The organism is Pseudomonas brassicacearum (assembly GCF_918698105.1).
In the GTDB taxonomy this organism is placed as follows: Bacteria; Pseudomonadota; Gammaproteobacteria; order Pseudomonadales; family Pseudomonadaceae; genus Aquipseudomonas; species Aquipseudomonas brassicacearum_F.
Window position 1 is genome coordinate 64,707 of sequence record NZ_CAKKMI010000020.1, and the last position, 21,351, is coordinate 86,057.

The 21,351-nt window shown below is 55.2% G+C and carries 15 protein-coding genes and 3 pseudogenes; 14 read left to right on the top strand and 4 right to left on the bottom strand.

All coding sequences use genetic code 11. The annotated features are described in order from the left end of the window. Positions 1–647: 647 nt before the first annotated feature. The 4 genes from LQ215_RS10560 to LQ215_RS10575 are packed head-to-tail and all read left to right on the top strand — an operon-like array spanning position 648 to position 5,211. Positions 648–2,108 (top strand): lipopolysaccharide biosynthesis protein, encoded by a 1,461-nt coding sequence (locus LQ215_RS10560; protein ID WP_230149520.1) that lies wholly within the window; start codon positions 648–650, stop codon positions 2,106–2,108. A gap of 12 nt (positions 2,109–2,120) precedes the next feature. Next, positions 2,121–3,461, top strand: coding sequence for an O-antigen polymerase (locus LQ215_RS10565; RefSeq protein WP_230149521.1), 1,341 nt, complete (start codon positions 2,121–2,123; stop codon positions 3,459–3,461). After that, positions 3,458–4,027 carry an acyltransferase gene (locus LQ215_RS29500; protein ID WP_290369102.1) on the top strand — a complete coding sequence of 190 codons (570 nt, stop codon included), beginning with the start codon at positions 3,458–3,460 and terminating at the stop codon, positions 4,025–4,027. Before LQ215_RS10565 ends, LQ215_RS29500 begins: the two co-directional genes overlap by 4 nt. After that, a complete protein-coding gene (locus LQ215_RS10575) occupies positions 4,024–5,211 on the top strand; it encodes a glycosyltransferase family 4 protein (RefSeq protein WP_230149522.1) in 1,188 nt (395 codons plus the stop codon). The genes LQ215_RS29500 and LQ215_RS10575 overlap by 4 nt, the downstream gene beginning before the upstream one ends. Positions 5,212–5,269: 58 nt before the next feature. Here the strand turns inward: LQ215_RS10575 and LQ215_RS10580 are convergent. Together LQ215_RS10580 and LQ215_RS10585 are read right to left on the bottom strand one after the other, a co-directional pair. Then, positions 5,270–5,454: pseudogene (locus LQ215_RS10580) on the bottom strand (IS66 family transposase); the annotation flags it as partial. Between the two features lie 180 nt (positions 5,455–5,634). Then, positions 5,635–7,689 carry an acyltransferase family protein gene (locus tag LQ215_RS10585; RefSeq protein ID WP_230149523.1) on the bottom strand — a complete coding sequence of 685 codons (2,055 nt, stop codon included), beginning with the start codon at positions 7,687–7,689 and terminating at the stop codon, positions 5,635–5,637. Between the two features lie 177 nt (positions 7,690–7,866). On the opposite strand from LQ215_RS10585, the gene LQ215_RS10590 reads away from it, so the two are divergent. From LQ215_RS10590 to LQ215_RS10610, 5 genes and pseudogenes are all read left to right on the top strand, one after another. Next, the gene (locus LQ215_RS10590; protein ID WP_230149524.1) at positions 7,867–8,958 is read left to right on the top strand and encodes an acyltransferase family protein; all 1,092 of its coding nucleotides are present in this window, start codon (positions 7,867–7,869) and stop codon (positions 8,956–8,958) included. 613 nt (positions 8,959–9,571) lie between these two features. Then, positions 9,572–9,709 (top strand): annotated as a pseudogene (locus LQ215_RS29750) (hypothetical protein); the annotation flags it as partial. 114 nt (positions 9,710–9,823) lie between these two features. Then, positions 9,824–10,159 carry a ComEA family DNA-binding protein gene (locus tag LQ215_RS10600; RefSeq protein WP_230149525.1) on the top strand — a complete coding sequence of 112 codons (336 nt, stop codon included), beginning with the start codon at positions 9,824–9,826 and terminating at the stop codon, positions 10,157–10,159. A gap of 144 nt (positions 10,160–10,303) precedes the next feature. After that, positions 10,304–10,957: a GntR family transcriptional regulator gene (locus LQ215_RS10605; protein ID WP_230149526.1), complete on the top strand. Its 654-nt coding sequence runs from the start codon at positions 10,304–10,306 to the stop codon at positions 10,955–10,957. Between the two features lie 15 nt (positions 10,958–10,972). Continuing rightward, on the top strand, positions 10,973–11,824 hold the full coding sequence (locus LQ215_RS10610; protein WP_230149527.1) for an urea carboxylase-associated family protein: 852 nt from the start codon (positions 10,973–10,975) through the stop codon (positions 11,822–11,824). Positions 11,825–12,006: 182 nt separating this feature from the next. Here the strand turns inward: LQ215_RS10610 and LQ215_RS10615 are convergent, their stop codons facing one another. Both LQ215_RS10615 and eat read right to left on the bottom strand, forming a co-directional pair. Beyond that, entirely contained in the window at positions 12,007–12,174 is a 168-nt protein-coding gene (locus tag LQ215_RS10615) for a DUF2897 family protein (RefSeq protein WP_003183831.1), read from the bottom strand. 120 nt (positions 12,175–12,294) lie between these two features. Then, positions 12,295–13,659 (bottom strand): ethanolamine permease, encoded by a 1,365-nt coding sequence (eat, locus tag LQ215_RS10620; RefSeq protein ID WP_230149528.1) that lies wholly within the window; start codon positions 13,657–13,659, stop codon positions 12,295–12,297. Positions 13,660–14,063: 404 nt separating this feature from the next. On the opposite strand from eat, the gene kdpF reads away from it, so the two are divergent. The 5 genes and pseudogenes from kdpF to LQ215_RS10645 form a co-directional block, all read left to right on the top strand. Continuing rightward, positions 14,064–14,153: a K(+)-transporting ATPase subunit F gene (kdpF, locus tag LQ215_RS10625; RefSeq protein WP_032833236.1), complete on the top strand. Its 90-nt coding sequence runs from the start codon at positions 14,064–14,066 to the stop codon at positions 14,151–14,153. An 8-nt stretch (positions 14,154–14,161) separates the two neighbouring features. Then, entirely contained in the window at positions 14,162–15,856 is a 1,695-nt protein-coding gene (gene kdpA / locus LQ215_RS10630) for a potassium-transporting ATPase subunit KdpA (protein ID WP_230149529.1), read from the top strand. An 11-nt stretch (positions 15,857–15,867) separates the two neighbouring features. Continuing rightward, entirely contained in the window at positions 15,868–17,922 is a 2,055-nt protein-coding gene (kdpB, locus tag LQ215_RS10635; RefSeq protein WP_230149530.1) for a potassium-transporting ATPase subunit KdpB, read from the top strand. A gap of 225 nt (positions 17,923–18,147) precedes the next feature. Further along, on the top strand, positions 18,148–18,693 hold the full coding sequence (kdpC, locus tag LQ215_RS10640) for a potassium-transporting ATPase subunit KdpC (RefSeq protein WP_230149531.1): 546 nt from the start codon (positions 18,148–18,150) through the stop codon (positions 18,691–18,693). Between the two features lie 132 nt (positions 18,694–18,825). Further along, positions 18,826–21,339, top strand: a pseudogene (locus tag LQ215_RS10645) (DUF4118 domain-containing protein); the annotation flags it as partial. Positions 21,340–21,351: the final 12 nt, after the last annotated feature.

The window sequence follows — 21,351 nt, forward strand, 5'->3', positions numbered from 1 at the left end:
CTTTTGACTGCGTTCCACCATCGCTTACATTTTGAGAAGCAGCTTCGGAAGGCTGCTTTCTCTTAACTAAGTCATTGGGCGCTATCCACGCGTACACGCGACTTATGTTTTCTGCTTTTTGCCCTTCCTACCCTTTATAGCGTCGATTACTGCACGCTACCCAAGCCAGAGGCGGCGGGCTCGCGTCAAATCGCCTAGCACCAAAACCACAAGGCGCGAAGATCAATCTAAACAATGTAGATGCTGCTACGCTACAGCGTGAACTGAAGGAAAGAAGCCGGTAGGTTCCAGTCCTATAGTATTATTGCCCGTCCACAACGGTCGTTTGGCGTGATTGATATGCCTAGCCATGCCGTGGGCTGGCCGGATAGCTACCTTTTCAAGAATCATTCCAGTTATCAAGCCCAGCGTGGCCCTCGAACCGTGCTGAGGGTCTTGAGTGCACAGCGATCCGTGTCTGGCGAAAATGGCAGACACCATCCTTCAGATGGACAGTTTCGGCATAAAAAGGCACGATGTGTCGCTGGCTGAACGCGTATTGAGGACCTCTGGCATATTTAGGCCGGAATCCTCACCGATTTTCAGTTTGCATTGTGTATTATTTTTGCTTGATAAAATAAGTATTGTAGTGAATACAAGGATTGATTTTGAAGACAAAAGTAATAAGAACGGCCAGCGAAAAAAGTAGAAGCGGTTTTTTTTGGTTGTTATTGGGGACTGCTGGTCAAAATGCCGTACAGCTTATTTCAATCCTCATCCTAGCTCGAATCCTCACACCAGCAGAATTTGGGGTCGTTGGCATTGGTGCTGCTATCATAGCGTTTTTGAGGATTTTTTCTGAAGTCGGTGTAGGGCCGGCCCTGGTTCAAAAAAAAGAAATTTCCTCAATGGACATTAAGACAGCCAATTTGATGTCCTTGCTATTGGGCGTAATTCTGGCGATATCTTTATATTTTTTGGCTGAAAACTTTTCACGTTTTTTCAGTATGCCTGAACTGACGGGAGTACTGAGAACACTGGCCTTGATGTTGCCCGTCATTTCATATTCTGTTGTAGGCCAATCGTTGCTCCAACGACGCTTCGAATTCAAGAAGTTATCAAGTATTACGTTTTCAAGTTATCTGGTTGCTTATGGCGGCGTTTCGGTTTACATGGCGCTGCATGGATATGGCATGTGGTCCTTGGTTGCGGCATTCTGGGTCCAATCGATAATTTTTTTGATATTGATTTTGATGTTGTGTGGGGATGCGGCGAAGGTCGGTTTTAGCTACCCCAGCGCTAAGGGGATGCTGGACTTCGGCGTTGGCTATTCGATGGCTCGACTCTGTAACTATGCCGCAGGCCAAGGGGATAACCTCGTCGTAGGTAAACTCCTCGGTGCTGAGTCGATTGGGCTCTATGGGCGGGCCTATCAGATCATGTCCATGCCTGCGATCTTGTTTGGCAGCGTAGTGGATAAGGTGTTTTTTCCACTGATGGCAAAAATGCAGAATAACAATGAGGCGCTTGAAAGGCTATACCTCTCTTCGATCTACTTTTCATTGCTTATATTCGTATATTTGAGCGGCTATATCTATATCTTTTCCGATCAACTGATAAATGCTCTGTTCGGTGACGGATGGGGCGAGGTGGCAAAACTGATAGAGATTATGTCAATCGGTTTGTATTTCAGAATTGGCTATAAGTTTAGCGATTGCTTAACGATGGCGGTGGGGAAGGTCTACGCCCGCGCGGGAGTTCAATTTTTTTACGCTCTGTCTGTTGTGGCACTCGTGGTGTTGGGAAGTCGATGGGGATTGATAGGTGCCTCTATAGGTGTGGTGGTGGCGATAGTTATAAATTACTTGATGATGATGTTTCTTGTCTGGAAAATACTAAAATTTAATGTGGGCGTAGTGTTCTTCCGTCATCTCAAAGTTCTCGGGTTTTTTTCAATTTCGTTCCTGATTTTTATGTTTTTAAGTCGGTTAATTGATATTAAAAGTCCGCTTATGGAATTTATTGTGTCTAGTTTGATTTATGCCGTTTCATTCGGAGTGGTGTTGGTTGTATTCGCAAGATACCTGAAAGACGAGCTTGGCGTTCTCAAGCTTGTTGCCAAGCGATGAATGTGGTGAATGATGAATAGCTTAGTATCGAAGTTGCAAGTTTTTATATTCGGCGTTTTCATGCTTTGTCTGATCGGTATTGTTGACTCTATTCCGGCCATAGTCATGTTGATGTATTTTTATACATGGATAATCGTTTTTCTTTACGCGAAAAAGGGCGTGGCGGATCCGAGGGTCTTTCCATTGGCTTTTATGTCCGTATATTTTACATTTTTTCCGTTGCGTGCTTATTTGTATGGCTCGGAAAATTTACCATTCGATGAAGGTGTTTTGATCCTCAGTTTGCGATTGCAGTTTGTTGCAGTGCTGGTTTTTATTGCTGTCTCAAATTTATTTATTAGTGATGCGCGACAAGTGGAGATTTCAACGTTCTGTTCTAAGCAGGTTCGTAGTACTTCATCAGAGCGGCTGCTGTTCGTTATCCTGCTACCTTTTGTTATTTATTCATTGGTAATTATCCTTGCTTCGGGTGCGACCTCAAAGCGTGAAGTGCTGGACAGTTTTTCTTCTGTAAAAGCAATCAGTGATTTTTCGATATTGATACTCACTGTTCTTATATTTCTACGGGCGACAAGGATAGGGCGATTTTTTTACAAAGATTTGTTCTTGATGCTTTATTTGGTATTTTGTGTGTTTTACGTGTTGCTGACAGGAGAACGTGACAGTCTGTTCAAATTGTTGTTCGGTTTTATGATCATATATTATGATCGGCGTGGGAATTTTAATTTCTTTAGGATGGTCGCAATTTTCGGCGCGCTTTTGTTCATCGTCCCAGTGTCGCAATATTTTAAGAGCGTTTTGCTGTCGGGTGCAGTAAATTTTGATCGCTTTGGTGGAGATTTGATTCTATATAGCGAGTTCATGTCATCTTCACGTAATTTCTATTCCTTGTTGGTTTTCGATGCTAGCCAAAATATTTCATTCCTGCTCAGTGACGTAGTGCGCGCCTTTGTCCCGACGGCACTGCTGGGTGACTATGGTATGCAAAGTACCGTCGCTTGGTTTGATCGTGTGTTTAGGCCTGAGCACGGATTCGATGGCACTTCAGGTTGGGGGTTTACAATTGTAGGGTTTGGTTACATAGTCGGTGGCCTGATGGGTATTATTTTGATAATGACGTTTTATGCATGGTTGCTCGCATTTCTTTATAATCGCAGATGGCGCTCACTTTACTGGTATGCTTTTTATCTATTTGCGCTTGCAGCTTTTGTGTACGCACTCAGGGCGGATCTGGCCAACTTGCTGTCTCAGGTTTTCAAGATATCCGGGATGTGTGTTCTGTTTGTTTTTATGGCGCATTCTTTGTTAAGAAGGTCTTTAGGAAGCGCTGATCTTAATAAGGGGCAATTATGAACGGTAGGGTGTTTTTCAAATATTTCTCCTTCTTGATTTGGATTGTTTCAGCTGCCTTTAAGTTGTTACCCTCATTTGTTGCTTGGTTTTTGTGGGACTTGGTCTCGCTTTTTGGTGGTAAAGTCGCGGTTCTGCTGCGATATTGTATTGTTTCCGGCCGTGCTAAGCACTTTGGAAAAAATATCTATTTTGGCAAGTCAGTAGTTCTGAAGAACCCCGCAGAGCTTTCAGTGGATAATAACGTTTCGATACATGATTCCTGCTATTTGGATGCTATTGGTGGATTGAAGATTGGGGCTGATGTCTCCATTGCGCATCACACGTCTATCATTACGTTCAATCACACTTGGTCAGATATGACCCAGCCTATAAAATATAATTCGATAGAAAAGGCTCCTGTCATTATTGATGATGACGTTTGGATCGGGTGTGGCGTGCGTATCCTGCCTGGAGTTACCATCGGCAAGCGCTCCATCATTGCAGCGGGTTCAGTTGTCACAAATGATGTGCCACCCGGTGTCATAGTTGCAGGAGTGCCTGCGAAAATTATCAAGAGTATCGTATGAAGCGCTTGTTGTTTGTCCATGACCATATTTTCAAATATCGTGGTGATGCGTATTACTCCGGGGGAGGACTGCCTGCTGCCATATGGCCCCGCTACCTGCAGATTTTTCCTTCGCTTACCGTCGTTGGACGTGATGGTGGTGCACTTATCGAAGGGGAGGAAGGGTATACACTGTCTTCCACAAGTGGAGTCGATTTTTGCTTGCTCCCTGGAATCTCAAACTTGAAAAGTTTGCTTTTGGGTCATGCAGGTGTGGAGGCTATTTGCCGATCTCTAGTCGCTGACTCCGAAGGTGTGATCGCACGTCTTCCAAGTCGACTGGGTCACTTGTTTGTTAAAGAGGCTAGAAGACAAGGTAAGCCCTACGCTGTGGAGGTAGTGGGATGTGCATGGGGTTCGTTGTGGGATCATGGTAGTTGGAAAGGAAAGTTTCTGGCGCCGATAGAAGCTCTGAAGACTCGAAAAGCAGTAGCTTCGGCACCGTTTGCTCTATATGTCACGGAGAAGTTTCTACAGAAACGCTACCCATGCAAAGGAGGGGTAACTACTTTTTGTTCCAATGTGAACATTCAGCCTGTTGCTAATGAGGTATTGTTTGCCCGATTGCGCGGTATTGAATCACATAAAGCGAAAATTATTATCGGCTTAATCGGAAATTACTCATCCCAATACAAAGGGATAGATGTGGCCATTCGCGCTATGGCGTTGGCGGGTGACAGGCTTCCAGAATGGGAGTTTCAGATAGTCGGCTCAGGGGATGCGACTGCCTATATCGATTTGGCTCATAAGCTGGGTGTGGGTGAGAAGGTCAGGTTTGTCGGTACGAAACCTTCTGGTAGCGCAATATATGAATGGCTTGATACTGTCGATTTGTATCTGCAGCCTAGTTTTCAGGAAGGGTTGCCTCGCGCTTTGGTCGAAGCTATGAGTCGTGGTTGTCCGGCTATTGCTACTTCAATAGCAGGTATACCCGAATTGTTAAAGGACCCCGAGATGATCGCAGCGGGTGACCATACGATGCTTTCGAGCAAGATCCTTGCATTGCTCCAAGATAACGAAACGATGTTACGCTTGGCGCGGGAAAATTTCGAAAGAGCCCAGTCATATTACCAACCGGTATTGGATCACCGGCGTACCACCTTTTGGTCTTCTTTCGGGCAATACATCGCGTCCAATCGTAACTGATCCATAAACTGCACCTAGTACGGATGGGATAACGGTTCACCGGACTTTCCAGTAATCAATCACGCATCAGGTTCAACAATAGCTGGAAGTGTTCGCTGCACCGGAGCACCCTGTGCGGCAGGGTCTGGTGCGGAGTATCGATGCGATGCCGTCTGAGTACCGTTTCAAACCGATGCTATGGCAACCATCTACATACTTGGTGGTCAACAGCATCGCCAATGCGCTCGGGCTCACTCGGGTGCGGTGGCGATTAACAACAAGCACAGGGTCGAAAATCGCGACGTTGATATGGCGCTCGAACGGGGCGCCCAGGCCGTCGGCGGATTTCGTGGATCCACCGGCTCAGGATAGAGATGGACGTCAATCAGAGTGCAATTGACGGTGAACAACAGAACCTAATATCCTAATCTGCTACAGCAACTCTCACCAACGAAGCAAGTCAGGGTTGTCCCTCACTATGGAAGTACCTATAAGATTAGATCCGGTAATGTTAAGATGATTTTTATCTCGATAGAGAAGTTGACCATTGCGAGTCATGCCGCATTGCCCATTTCGGCAAACGTATTGACTAATAGCTACATATTTAACACGAGGCTCTCTTTGAGCGACATTAAGCAGTTGCTTTCGGTAGGTGTCGAATTCTTTATTCGCATTAGCCAATGGAATAGAGCATTCGTTTTTTAGGATGCGAGCTTTCGTGATGCACTTCTTAGGGTCGAATGGAAACCTAGGAACATCGTCGAATAAATATACATCTTTGCCGCTAGCCAGCAACCTTTCAACCGAGGCGAAAAGCTCATCCTCAACAGTCGAGCCTACGGGAATTTGATTAAGACGCTTTATCCAATGCATGGTTATAATAATTTTTTTGGGCGCATTATCACGCGTGAGGAAATCATAGATTTCCTTGAATTCAATATTACTCACGAAGGGGGGGCTGGCCTTAATGTAATATGCGACATTTAGATTCGGTAATGCCTTGGCCAAGCCGTTAAATAGATGCTCGGCATGACTGTCCCCAATGATGGCTACGTCAACTTTAGAGTCAGTCTTTGACTGCATGCATCTCACATGACGCTCGTAAATCAGCGCTCCACTTCTAATGCTCGGCTCTGAGCACACATGATAATTATCGGTGAGATAGTTGAAGAATTGCTCGTGCCCAATCTCCCCTGCTATTTCCTTGCCCGCTCTCAGTTGAGTGGCACCGCCGGTGTATACATAGAAGCCCAAGGCGCCAACTATTAAGCCCAACGAAGCAAGAATGCCAACCATGCCCCTACGCTCGGACTGTCTTATTGGAGTTTCAATATATTTATACGTTATCCATGCAAGCATTACCGCGACCGCTATTGCGCCCCCCCTGTAGGTAGCATCTGGAAGTTCGCCTCCTGTCAAAGTGGCAAACGACAAGAGGGGCCAGTGCCAAAGATAAAGCGGAAAGCTGAGTAAGCCCACGGATACGAATAATTTGCTACTCAGTATTTTTCGATTTAACCAAGACCCTTCTGCCGGACCAATAAGCAACAAGGAAATCGCCACAGGCAATATCGCCCACAAACCTGGGAATGTTTTGTTCTTGTCAACAAAAATAAAACCACACATCAGCAGGATGAGAGCGCCGACTGAGCTCGTTTCAATCGCCCACAAAGGGATGGCACGAGCAGTGTTGCTCCGTTTAAAATATGCATTTCCGTAAACTAATAACCCTCCTGACGCAAGCTCCCAAAACCGCGTAAATGGTGAGTAAAAAGCGCCTGCAGGATCAGAATCAACCTCTATGACGCTATACGCAAAGGATGCAGAGATCAACGCGGAAATTATAACTAATGAGCTTTTTCTAAATATCCAGCCCACCCAAATTACTACGGGCCAAATCAGATAAAATTGTTCTTCAACGCCAAGGCTCCATAAATGAAGAAGTGGCTTGATTTCGGCGGCTGAATCGAAGTAACCGGACTCGCTCCACAGATTCAAATTTGCTACAAAGCCTATGCCCGAAGCAACGTGTTTACCAAGTTGTTTGTACTCTGGGTCAAACAAAAAGAACCAACCAAATCCCATGCAACAAAAGAGAACTAGGATTAACGCCGGAAACAATCTGCGGACGCGTCTTGAGTAAAAATCCAGGATACTTAACCTGCCCTTTTTAGCACTATTCAGTATAATTCCGGTAATTAAATATCCAGAGATAACAAAGAATACGTCTACACCGATAAAGCCACCAGGGATGAAAGTCGGAAACGCATGATATAAGACGACGGCCATAACGGCGATCGCGCGTAATCCGTCAATATCTGGTCTATACCGAAGGGATGGATGCATGAGGGTGTGGGGCCTTGACGTAATGTATGGAATGCCCGCTTGAATGTGCGGGTCGCCGAGTTTAACCTCATGAAAAATAAGTAGCAAACTGGTATCGGCGAGCGTCGGTATGAGCCAGTGTTCCCGAATCATATGTTTGCCCACCGAAGGCACAGGGTCGATCCTGTTCGGACCTCTCGGGTGCGCCAGTAATCACTCATCCATGCCCGGAGTAGAGGAGAGCATCCTCGGGAGCGGGAGTCAGGGCGGTCTTCTAACTCAAAAAAGGTTCTATAAAAACGCATACCTCGGTATCATGCGCTCCTTTAAAGTGTAAGGTGACGGCGGCAAATGAACCAAAAGAGAATTAATGAGATAGATCTGCTCAGGTTCATAGCTGCTATGGCGGTAGTTTTTTTTCATTATACATTTCGAGGCTACGCCGCCGACGGCAAGTCGTTATTGCCTTATCCGTTACTAGCGCCTGTGGCAAAATACGGTTACTTGGGCGTTGAGCTATTTTTCATGATTAGTGGTTTTGTCATCATGATGACCGCCGGGTCGGAAGGTTTTAGAAGGTTTTTGATATCTCGGGCGGTCCGTCTGTATCCGGCATTCTGGGTTTGCTGCTCTATTACGTTCTTGGTTACGCTTGTTTTGGGTGGAGATCGTTTTTCTGCGACAGTTCCTCAGTACCTTGGTAACTTGACTTTGATGGGCGATTTTTTCGATATTCGTCCAATTGATGGCGTATATTGGTCATTATTTATCGAGATCCGTTTTTATTTCCTAATAACACTCGTTCTGCTTCTTCGAAAGCTCCATCGGATAGAGGCGCTGCTGTGTGCTTGGCTCGTATTGTCCGTTGCGCTTGAATTCACTGATGCAAGGGGGTGGCGGAGGTTTTTCGTTACCGAATACTCGACTTATTTCATTGCGGGGGCCATGTTTTATCAGGTGTGGCTAAACGGCGCCTCGAAGTTAAGATGCGCGACGATAATAAGTTCATGTGCTTTCGCCATTTATCAGGGTATTAATATGCTGCCTAGGTTGGAGCGACATTATCAGGTTGAGTTCAATATTTTTATAGTAGCTGCAACGATTTTTATCTATTACGTTGTAATGGGTTTGGTAGCCAAAAAGAAGATGGGGTGGATGGCGGGGCGGAGATGGATAGTGTTGGGCGTGATTACATATCCGCTTTATTTGCTTCATCAAAATGTTGGTTTTATGGTTTTTAATACACTCTATCCGGCTGTCAATCCGCACGTGTTACTATGGGGGACGGTGACGCTTATGGTTGTCCTGTCTTTGTTTATCCATGTTGTGTTTGAAAGGGCCATGGCGCGGCAGCTAAGGCGTATTCTAGACAATGTTAGTAATAAATTAGCGGTTCTGTTTGCGGAAGGTGTTAATCGACTGAAATTGTACCGGCCGAAATGACATCGTCGCCTGACCATATTCTTCGTTAGAAGATATTGACGCTGCGCGAGGGGTCAAGGTTCCGAGGTTCAAGACTTAGCCTGCGCCAGGGTCAGGGTCGATGATATCTAGGTTCTGTAGGAAATCAGCCGAAACCAATTTGAAATGCAGCCAGCGATATCGCTTATGCCCAGCCGTTGTTAAATGGGGCTACGTGCCAAGCTTGCATGGCTGGTCTCGCAAACGGTGCCGATGCCTGTGGGTCGATAAGGGCTATGACGCCGAAGCCTCGCGCCGCTGCTGTGACCTGTATCGGATTCAACCAGCGATTCCTCTGCATATCATGAGCGTGAACCTAAGCCGCGTTTACCCAGACTGTTGATCGCCAAATATCGACGGCGCAACATCGTCGAACGGATGTTCGGCTGGCTGAAGGGGAACCGCCGCATCGTTACGCATTCCACAAGCTTGCGAAAAGTTATGCGGCGATGGTCTCGCTGGCTAGTGCCATGCAGTGTTTTACAACTTTACTTTCGTACGTTGCCTAGGAAGTGGATATCGCGGATTTTCTCGAGCGCGATGTGGTTTCCACGCGACCTGATCTGCTCGAGCATTGCATCACTGGCTAGCCAAGGTGTCGGAATTGCTATTAGCCATTGAGCAGGATGATTGATCCCAGGTCCGCCAACTGCTTCGCGATACCGTCAGTGGTTACGCCCCGGACGGTGAGATTGTCGACTGGATCTACCAGCAACGCCGCCTCGAACCCTGATTGTTACATACGCTGTAACGTACACATTTTTGACAGCGACACTCCATCGCCTAAGTTTGAGAAGCAGCTTCGGAAAAGCTGCTTCTCTCTTAACGATGTCATGGAGCGTCATTTATGCGTACAGGCTATTTCAATTCTTTGATTTTTGCCCTTCTGACCAGCGCCTCGATTGCTGCTGTCGCTGCCCCGGCGGTCAAACCCGAGTCGGTCGCTGCGCCGCAAGCAGTGGAACTGTCAGCCAAAACGCAGGGCGCCAAGGTGGATTTAAACGGGGCGGATGCCGCAACGCTGCAGCGCGAGTTGACTGGCATAGGCAAGGGCAAGGCTGAGGCAATTGTTGCGTATCGGGAGAGTAATGGGCCGTTCTCTTCGGTGGAGGAGCTGCTGGAGGTCAAGGGGATCGGCAAGGCGATTCTCGACAGGAACCGTGACAAGCTGGAAGTGAATTGAGTTTGTGATTTAAAGGAGGCCGGTCGAATCGACTGGCCTTTTTGCTATCTGATGGACGCGAATTCTGAAGGTTTCCCAGTAGTTGGCATAAATAATGGTTACCTAGAGCCAACCGATTGTTCAACAATCCAAGGCCCTCCACCCATGACCAACACACTCTCCCTCGCCGACCAGATCACCCTGGAACTACGCGCTGACATCATTGGTGGCCGGCTGCTGCCAGGCATGGCACTGGTAGAGAACAGTCTGGTCTCGGCCTACAACGCCTCACGCAACACCATCCGCGAAGCGCTACACCGTCTGGGCCAGGAAGGGTTGACCCGTTACGTGCGTAACAAAGGGGTGATGGTCCGCAGGTTAGGTGTCGATGACGTGCGAGATCTGTTCAAGGTCCGTCGCACCTTGGAGCTGCAAGCCATCTTGAACAGCCAATCATTGCGTGAGTATCAATCCGACCGGATGCTCGAAGCCCTGGAGGCTGCGGATTTGGCACAGGAGCGTGAAGACTGGCGTTCGGTCGGTACCCATGGCCTGGCGTTCCATCAGCACGTCGTTGGGTTGATGCACAGTCCATTGCTTGATGAGTTTTTCACCACTGTGGTTGCACAACTGCGCCTGGTATTTAGCTCCGCGCCCGATGAGGCCCGTTTCCAAGCGCCGTGGCTTGCGCGTGACCGCTATATCCACGATTGCTTGGCCGAGGGCGACAAGCTTGCGGCCCACGAAGCCATGAGCCTTTACCTCGATGATTCCGAGCAACTGCTTCTGCAACTGCTAACTCCCACCCATCACCACTGATCAAGGACCCGCGCCATGTACAAAGACTACCCAGCCGCCTACCAGGTCAGCAAAGGCTCAGCCCTGCAGGTGGACAAACCTTTCTACGACCGCATCCGCGCCCAGCAGGACAAGCGCACGCTGATCGAGCAGTTCGAGGTCCCCATCCGCACCGGTCGCGCTTGGCATGTGCCCGCCGGGCATGTGTTCCGCGTTACGACCCCGGTGGGCCCGCAGGTGGGGGACTTCAACGTATGGAACGCCCACGATCCGCGGGAGCGCCTGTGGGCGGCGCGCACGCGTCAGCTTCAGGGGGCCCACGTCAGTACCCATGATCGGTTGTGGTCGAACCTGCCATTCCTGCGGCCATTGGTGACCATCACCGATGACAGCCTGGCCGGCTATGGCATCGACGAGCATGGTGGACGGCTGCACGATCTGTTGGGGACGCGCTGTGATCCCTATGTGAACAAGATGCTGACCGGCGAGGATTTCCATCATCACTGCCACTCGAACCTGACCCGTGCGGTGTTGCCTCACGGCCTGACGGAGTTCGATGTGCATGACGTGCTGAATATTTTCCAGTGCACGGGGCTCAATCATGACGACATGTACTTCATGAAGGCCTGTCCGGCGCAGAAGGGTGATTACCTGGAGTTTTTTGCCGAGATTGATCTGCTGTGCGCCTTGTCCACCTGTCCTGGCGGTGACCTGTCGCTGGCGATGTGGGGGCCGGATGCGCAGGATCCCCTTAGCGTCTGTCGCCCACTGGGGGTTGAGATCTATCGATTGGAGGATTCATTGCTGGAAGGCTGGAGCCAGCCTGAGCGGGCGGCGTATAAAGGGATGCATGGCTTGCATATCGCCAAGGCGGATTGGGAAAGGTGATGTAGCAAGCGCGGGCTTTTTGTGGCGAGGGAGCTTGCTCCCGCTGGGCTGCGTAGCAGCCCCAACGGCCAAAACCCGATTAGCCTGACACTCCGCGCCAGCAGGTATAGGGCCGCTTCGCGCCCCAGCGGGAGCAAGCTCCCTCGCCACAAAAGCTCCATCTAGTCGGGACGGGTAACGGCTCAACGATCCTTGGCCTCCTTCGCATCCATTTCCGCATTGCGTTCGGCAACACGCTTGCGCTGTTCATCGGTCAGCTCGACCTTGTTGGCGGTGTCGCGCAGCATCATCAGACCACCAACGATCGAGCCGATTGCAACAATCAGAATCAACCAGGCATACCAGGGCATAGGGCTCTCCTTGAGGGGGCGATGGACGGACGAACATTTCGCCGATCCATCGCACCTACCACTTATGAGCGAAGGTTGTTCGCAGTGGTTCAATACTACGCCCGTTCTGCTGGCTTCACCTTAAAGCCCGGTCAGCATCGCATCGGCGGGCGCATCTGCACGCAGCTGTGCGGTGAGGATGAAGTAGATGAAACCCACCGCCATGAAGCCGAGGAAGATCAGCCCGATCAGCGCGTTGAACCAAGCCATCGCCACCAGGCATACCACGGCCAATACCAGGGCGATGCCGGGTACAAGCGGATAGCCCGGTGCCCGGAAGGTGCGTTCCAGGTTGGGTTCGGTTTTACGCAATTTGAACAGGCTGAGCATGCTCATGATGTACATGACGATGGCACCGAACACGGCCATGGTGATCATCGCTGCAGTCAGGGTCATGCCGCCGAGGTTGATCATGCCGTCGCTGTAGATCGCCGCGATGCCGATCAACCCACCGGCGATGATCGCCCGGTGCGGCGTCTGGAAGCGTGACAGTTTGGCCAGGGACGCGGGCAGATAACCGGCGCGGGCCAGGGCGAAGAACTGGCGCGAGTAGCCGAGGATGATGCCGTGGAAACTCGCCACCAGGCCGAACAGGCCGATCCACACCAGCATGTGCAGCCAGCCAGAGCTTTCGCCGACCACGGTTTTCATGGCTTGGGGCAGGGGATCGTTGATGTTCGACAGGGTGCGCCAGTCGCCGACGCCGCCGGCAAAGAACATCACGCCCATCGCCAGGATCACCAAAGTCAGGATGCCGCTGATATAGGCCTTTGGAATCGTGCGTTTCGGGTCCTTGGCTTCTTCGGCGGCCATCGCCGCGCCTTCGATGGCCAGGAAGAACCAGATGGCGAAGGGAATCGCGGCAAACATGCCGGCGATGGCCGGCGCGCCGAACACATCGGAACCGGCCCAGCCGTTCAGGGCAAAGCTGCTGAAACTGAACGCCGGGGCCACGACGCCCATGAACACCAGCAGTTCGGCCACCGCCAAGACGCAGACAATCAGCTCGAACGTCGCGGCCAGCTTGACCCCGAGGATGTTCAGGCCCATGAACACGATATAGGCGCCGACCGCCGCGTGTTTCGGGTCCAGGGCCGGGAACTGCACGTTCAGGTAGGCGCCGATGGCCAGGGCAATGGCCGGCGGCGCGAAGACGAACTCGATCAGCGTCGCCAGCCCGGCAATCAACCCGCCTTTCTCTCCAAAGGCGCGACGGCTGTAAGCAAACGGTCCGCCGGCATGGGGAATGGCGGTGGTCAGTTCGGTGAAGCTGAAAATGAAGCAGGTGTACATGGCCGCCACCATGAATGATGTCACCAGGAAGCCCAGCGTCCCGGCCACGCCCCAGCCGTAGCTCCAGCCGAAATACTCGCCGGAAATCACCAGCCCGACAGCAATACCCCATAAATGCAGGGTGCCCAGGGTGGGTTTGAGTTGTGTGTTCATCGGTGGCTCCCCTCGATCCTTAGCAAAAGCGCTGGAGAGGGGCAGTGCAGTGGACGTGCCAGTGTGGCGAGGGCGGTCGTAATGGGTGAAATCGTGTCGTATCGGGGATGTTTGCTGCTGGATGGATGGGTTTTATGCCCCAGTTGAGGGCGACGTTGCCTGTTCTGGCGTCATCGCGAGCAGGCTCGCTCCCACAGGAGATCTTCTGCGAACACGGATTTTGTATTCACAACAGAGCCAATGTGGGAGCGAGCCTGCTCGCGATGGCGCCAGTCCAGCCAACCTATAACCCATTCTTTACAGATTCTTTATCCCCCAACCCCTCTCTCGGTCTCGTTCCTTTACAGCCTCCCTGCCGACAATCACCTCACACACGGCACGACGCCGTATCACGGAGAAATCCCATGAGTGTTCTGGACGGGGTGTCGCTGCTGCTGGCAGGGGCGCTGTTCATTTATCTGCTGGTTGCGCTGTTGCGCGCCGATCGGAACTAGGAGCGGCTATGCACGGTTATGACTACGGGCTGATCCTCGCCTTTTTCGCCCTGGTGCTGATTCCGGCACCGTTTCTGGGGCGCTTTTACTACCGGGTGATGGAAGGCCAGCGCACTTGGCTTTCGCCGATCCTCGGCCCGGTGGAGCGCGGTTGCTATCGCCTGGCCGGTGTCGATTCGACCGCTGAGCAGAGCTGGCGGAAATACACCCTGGCCTTGCTCGCGTTCAACCTGGCGGGTTTTGTGTTGCTGTTCGCCATTCTCCTGCTGCAAGGACACTTGCCGCTCAATACCGAGCACCTGCCCGGCATGGAGTGGACCCAGGCTTTCAACACGGCCGTGAGTTTCACGACCAATACCAACTGGCAGTCCTACAGCGGTGAAGCGTCCCTGAGCTACCTGAGCCAGATGGTCGGCCTGACCGTGCAGAACTTCGTCAGCGCCGCCACCGGCCTGGCCGTGCTCGTGGCCCTGTGTCGCGGCATCGGGCGCAAGTCCGCCGCGACGCTGGGCAACTTCTGGGTCGACATGACCCGCGCTACCCTCTACGGGCTGTTGCCATTGTGCCTGCTGCTGGCATTGTTCCTGGTCTGGCAGGGCGTGCCGCAGACCTTTGCGCACTATGTGCACGGGGTCACGCTACAGGGCGCCGACCAGGTCATCCCGTTGGGGCCGGCCGCCAGCCAGATCGCGATCAAGCAACTGGGCACCAACGGTGGCGGATTCTTCGGCGTCAACTCGGCGCATCCGTTCGAAAACCCGACGGCCTGGAGCAACCTGTTCGAAGTCGTTTCGATCATCCTGATTCCCGCCGCGCTGGTGTTCACCTTCGGCCATTACGTCAAGGACCTGCGCCAGAGCCGGGCGATCATCGCCTGCATGCTTGCCCTGTTCCTGATCGGCGGCGCCACGTCGCTGTGGGCCGAATACCAGCCCAACCCGGCCCTGAACAACCCGGTCGTCGAGCAAACCGCGCCGCTGGAAGGCAAGGAAGCACGCTTTGGCACCACCGCCACGGTGCTGTGGTCGGTGACCACCACGGCAGCGTCCAACGGTTCGGTCAACGGCATGCACGACAGTCTCAACCCGCTCAGTGGCATGGTGTCGCTGGTGAACATGATGGTCGGCGAGGTGATCTTCGGCGGCGTCGGGGCCGGGCTCTACGGGATGCTGTTGAACGTGCTGATCGCGGTGTTCCTGGCAGGTTTGATGATCGGTCGCACGCCGGAATACCTGGGCAAGAAGCTGGGCGCCCGGGAGGTGCAACTGTTGGTGGCGACCCTGCTGGTGATGCCCGTGAGTGTGCTGGTGCTGGGGGCCGTCGCCGCAAGCCTGCCCGGGCCGGCCGCGGCGGTGAGCAACCCGGGTGCCCACGGTTTCAGCCAGTTGCTGTACGCCTACACCTCGGCGGGAGCGAACAACGGTTCGGCATTTGCCGGGTTCGGCGCCAACACACCTTTCCACAACCTGATGCTGGGCCTGGGCATGTTGATCGGCCGGTTCGGCTACATCCTGCCGGTGCTGGCGTTGGCCGGCAGCCTGGCCTTGAAGAAGACCGCGCCGATTGGCCAGAACAGCTTTCCCACCCACGGCCCGCTGTTCGTGACCTTGTTGACGGTGACCATCCTGTTGGTGGGCGGCTTGACCTTCTTGCCGACCCTGGCCCTGGGGCCGATTGCTGAACACTTGAGCCTGGGCTTCTGAGGGATACGAAAATGAATATGCCGATGAGCAAAACCGTCGTCGCCAAGGCGCCGGAGCAACCGAAAACCGCAATCTCGGCCCTGTGGCGGCCAGCGCTGGTGCAAGCTTTCGTCAAGCTCGACCCGCGTCAATTGCACCGCGCCCCAGTGATGCTGGTGGTGGAGCTGACCGCGATCCTCACCACCGTGTTGTGCTTCATCCCCGACAACGCCGTGCCGACGTTCGTCGCCGCGCAAATCGCGCTGTGGCTGTGGTTCACCGTGCTGTTCGCCAACTTCGCCGAAGCGTTGGCCGAAGGCCGCGGCAAGGCCCGGGCCGACAGCCTCAAGGCCGGCAGCGAGGGCCTCAATGCCCGTCGCCAGACCGCCAACGGTTTTGAAATCGTCCCCGCCACCCGTCTGCGCAAAGGCGATGTGGTGCGCGTCGAGGCCGGCGACATGATCCCCGGCGACGGTGAAGTGATCGAAGGCATCGCCGCGGTCAACGAGGCGGCGATCACCGGCGAATCGGCGCCGGTCATCCGCGAGTCCGGCGGTGATCGCTCGGCCGTCACCGGCAATACGCGGCTGGTCTCCGACTGGCTGCTGGTGCGCATTACCAGCAACCCTGGCGAGTCCACCCTGGACCGCATGATCGCCCTGGTCGAAGGCGCCAAGCGCCAGAAAACGCCGAACGAGGTGGCGCTGGATATCCTGTTGATCGGCCTGACGCTGATCTTCCTGTTGGTGGTGGTGACGCTGCAACCGTTCGCCCATTTCGCCAACGCCAGGCTGCCGCTGGTGTTTCTGGTGGCGCTGCTGGTCACCTTGATTCCCACCACCATCGGCGGGCTGCTTTCGGCCATCGGCATCGCCGGGATGGACCGCTTGGTGCGCCTGAACGTGATCGCCAAATCCGGCCGTGCGGTCGAGGCGGCGGGGGATGTGCATGTGCTGATGCTGGACAAGACCGGCACCATCACCTTTGGCAATCGTCGTTGCACGGCGGTCTATGCCGCCCCCGGCGTAAGTGCCAACGAACTGGCCGAAGGCGCGCTGTTTGCCTCGTTGGCCGATGACACCGCCGAGGGCAAGTCCATCGTCGAATACCTGCGAGGTTTGCATCCACAGTCTGAGCCTGGCGTCGAAGCGCTGACGGCCGTGCCGTTCAGTGCTGAAACCCGTTTGTCCGGAGTTGACTATCAGGGCCGGACCTACCGCAAGGGTGCCGTGGACTCGTTGCTGGACTTCATTGGCCTTGCACGCAATGAGTTGCCGCAGGCATTGGCGCGGGAGGTCGACAAGATCGCCCAGAGCGGCGGCACACCGCTGCTGGTGTGCATGGACGGCAAGCTGCTCGGTGTTATCCATCTCAAGGACGTGGTCAAGCCCGGCATTCGCGAGCGCTTTGCCGAGCTGCGCAAGCTGGGGATCCGCACGGTGATGGTCACCGGTGACAACCCGTTGACCGCCGCGGCGATTGCCGCCGAGGCCGGTGTCGATGACGTGCTGGCGGAGGCCACGCCGGAGAAAAAACTGGCGCGTATCCGTCATGAGCAAAATGACGGTCGGCTGGTGGCCATGTGCGGCGACGGTGCCAATGACGCCCCGGCCCTGGCCCAGGCCGATGTCGGCATGGCGATGAACGACGGCACCCAGGCCGCGCGGGAGGCGGCCAACATGGTTGACCTCGACAGCGACCCGACCAAATTGCTCGATGTGGTGCAGATCGGCAAGGAACTGCTGGTGACCCGTGGCGCGCTGACCACCTTTTCCATCGCCAACGACATCGCCAAGTACTTCGCGATCCTGCCGGCGCTGTTCGCTTCGATTTATCCACAGCTCGGTGTGTTGAACGTGATGCACCTGAGCAGCCCGCAGAGCGCGATCCTGTCGGCCATCGTCTTCAACGCCTTGATCATCGTCGTGCTGATCCCCCTGGCCCTGCGCGGTGTACGAGTGCAAGCGGCAAGTGCGGCGGCGCTGTTGCGGCGCAATCTGTTGATCTATGGCCTGGGTGGGATCGCGGTGCCGTTCGTGGGGATCAAGGCGATCGATATGTTGCTGACGGCGTTGAAGCTGGTTTGAGCCTGATGCTCGATAAACCGGTTTTTGTGACAAGTGAAGGTGTTGTGACAGGAGAGGCTGTTGTGGCGAGGGAGCTTGCTCCCGCTGGGCTGCGAAGCAGCCCCAAAGAAGCTGAACGCTATCTGCCTGGCACACCGCCGTCGCTGGTTTTCAGGGCTGCTGCGCAGCCCAGCGGGAGCAAGCTCCCTCGCCACGATGAATTATTCCTGATTCGAGGATTTTGACATGTCCACTTTGATTCGCCCGGCCCTGAGCCTGTTATTGCTGATGACCCTGATCACCGGTGTCGCCTACCCATTGGTAGTCACCGGCGTGGCGCAAGTCGCCTTTCCCGCCCAGGCCAATGGCAGCCTGATCGTCGATGCGGCTGGCAAGGTCCGTGGCTCGACGCTGATCGCCCAGGATTTCACCGGTGATGCCTGGTTTCATCCACGGCCATCGGCCGGTGCCTTCGCCACGGTTGCCAGCGGTGCCAGCAACTTTTCCCCGAGCAATCCGGCCCTGGCCACGCGGGTGATCGATGATGCCCAAAAACTCCAGGTGCCCGGCCAGGGCCCGGTGCCGCTGGCCTTGCTGACCACCTCCGCCAGTGGGCTGGATCCGCACTTGCCACCGGCGGCGATTGCCTATCAACTGGCGCGTGTCGCCGCCGCGCGCAACCTGCCGGCCTCGGCCTTGCAGCAACTGCTCGATGCCAACACCGAGCAGCCCCTGGTAGGTCCACCCGTGGTGAATGTGCTGGCGCTGAACCTGGCCCTGGAAAAACTGTAGGAACCTGTGGGAGCGAGCTTGCTCGCGATGAGGGTGTATCAGTCACCCTCAATGTTGGCTGACCTGTCGCTATCGCGAGCAAGCTCGCTCCCACAGGGTGTTTGAACAAACTGAATGAGAGACTTCCCCAGCATGAGCGACTCCGGCCGCGCCGACGCACTGTTAGCCAATCTGCCCCGTAATGACCGTGGCCGGCTCAAGGTCTTCCTGGGCGCGGCGCCCGGTGTCGGCAAGACCTACGCCATGCTGCAAGCGGCCCACACCCAACTGCGTCAAGGCGTGAAAGTCGTCGCCGGGGTGGTGGAGACCCACGGTCGTGCCGAAACCGAAGCACTGCTCGGCGGCTTGGCGCAGCAGCCGTTGGTGCGTTCGGAATACCGCGGCGTCATGCTCGAGGAAATGGATCTCGACGGTCTGCTCGCCGCCCGGCCGCCCCTGGTCCTGGTGGACGAACTGGCCCACAGCAACGCCCCCGGTAGCCGTCATGCCAAGCGCTGGCAGGACATTCAGGAACTGCTTGCGGCCGGCATCGATGTCTACACCACCGTCAATGTCCAGCATCTGGAAAGCCTCAACGACCAAGTGCGCGGCATCACCGGTGTGCAGGTGCGCGAGACGTTGCCGGATTGGGTGCTGCAGGAGGCCGATGAACTGCTGCTGATCGACCTGCCATCGCGCGAGCTGCTGGAGCGCCTGCGCGATGGCAAGGTCTATGTGCCGGAGCAGGCGCGAGCGGCGATCGATGCGTTTTTCACCCAGACCAACCTGACCGCGTTGCGTGAGCTGGCCATGCAGACCGCCGCCGCCCAGGTAGACAACGATCTGGCCCAGGGATATCGACAACTGGGCCAGGCCGCGCCGGCGGTGCGCGGGCGCTTGCTGGTGGGGGTGGACGGTGACATGCAGGCCGAACGTCTGGTGCGCCACGCCAGCCGCGTCGCCCAGCGCCGGCATCTGCCGTGGAGCCTGGTGCACATAGACAGCGGCGTCGCGCGCGATGAGTCATCGCGACAGTATCTGCAAAATGCCCAGCAGTTGGCTGAACGTCTCGGCGGGGAAGTGGTGCTGTTGCGGGCCGGCGAAGTCGCCAAGACCTTGATCCAGCACGCCACCGAACGTCGCGCCACGCTACTGCTGGTGGGCCAGTCCCGGCCGCGTTTGCGGCGACGGTTGTTCGGCGGTGGCTTGGCTTCACGCCTGTTGCGCGATGCCCGGGGACTGGAAATCAACGTGCTGGACAGCGATGAACAGCCCCGTCCCGCCCAAGTGCGTTCGAGCGCGGTCCAGACCGGGTTCGACTACGTGCTGGCGCTGACGGCGACCGTGGCGGCCAGCGCATTGGCCTGGGGGATCTCGGGGTGGCTGGCGCTGCCCAATATCTCCCTGGTGTTCCTGATGGCGGTGTTGCTGGTGGCGGTACGCAGCAGCCTTGGCCCGGCGCTGGCCTGTGCGGCGCTGTCATTCCTGGCCTATGACTTCCTGTTCATCCCGCCGAATTTTTCCTTCACCATCCAGCGCGAAGAAGACGTGCTGACGCTGGTGTTTTTCCTGCTCATGGCCGCCCTGACCGGTAACCTGGCCGCTCGCCAGCGTCGCCAGTTGCAGGCCCTGCGCGACACCCAGCAGGAAACCGGCGAACTGCTCGACCTGTCGCGCAAACTCACCGCTGCCACCGACCGTCAGGCGGTGGTCAGCGCCGCCGCGCAGCACCTCAATGGCCTGCACGACTTGCAGCTTTGCCTGCTCAATCGCGACGGCCAGGGTGGTTGGAAAATCGAGAGCGGTGAGCCGTTGACGTTCACCGAGGCCGAGCGCGCGGCGGCCGACTGGGCCTGGCAGCACGACCAGCCCGCCGGTGCCGGCACCGGGACGTTGCCATCCGGACGCTGGTGGTGGTGGCCGCTGTCGGCGGAAGGCGGGCCACTGGGATTGCTGGGGGTGTGCCCGAACGAAGGCAAGCCGTTGAGCGGCCAGCGTCGGCGTTTACTGGCGGCCCTCAGCCAACCATTGGCCCAGGCGATGGCCCGGGCGCAACTGGCCCAGGACCTGGAAGCGGCACGCTTGCATGGTGAAACCGAGCAACTGCGCAGCGCCTTGCTGGCCTCGGTGTCCCATGACTTGCGCACGCCGCTGACGTCCATGCGCGGCAGCATCGACAGCCTGCTGGCGCTGGGGGAGGCGATCCCTCAGGCCGATCGCCGTGAACTGCTCGAAGGCACCCGCGATGAAGCCGAGCGGCTGGATCGCTACATCCAGAACCTGCTGGACATGACCCGCCTTGGCCACGGCGCCCTGAAGCTGGCGCGGGACTGGGTGTCGCCGGCGGATATCGTCGGCAGCGCGCTGAACCGCTTGCGGGCGGTGTTGGCACCGCTGGCGGTCGGCGTCGAGGTGCCTGCTGATCTGCCCTTGTTGTATGTCCATGCGGCGTTGATCGAACAGGCCCTGGTGAACGTGCTGGAGAACGCTGCGCGATTCTCGCCGGCCCACGGGCGGCTGCTGCTGAGCGCCGGGGCGACCGACAGCGAAGTGTTTTTTGCCGTCGCTGACGAGGGCCCGGGGATCCCTGAACAAGAGCGAGAAAAAATCTTCGACATGTTCTACACCGCCGCGCGCGGTGACCGGGGCGGGCAGGGCACGGGGTTGTGATTGTGCATC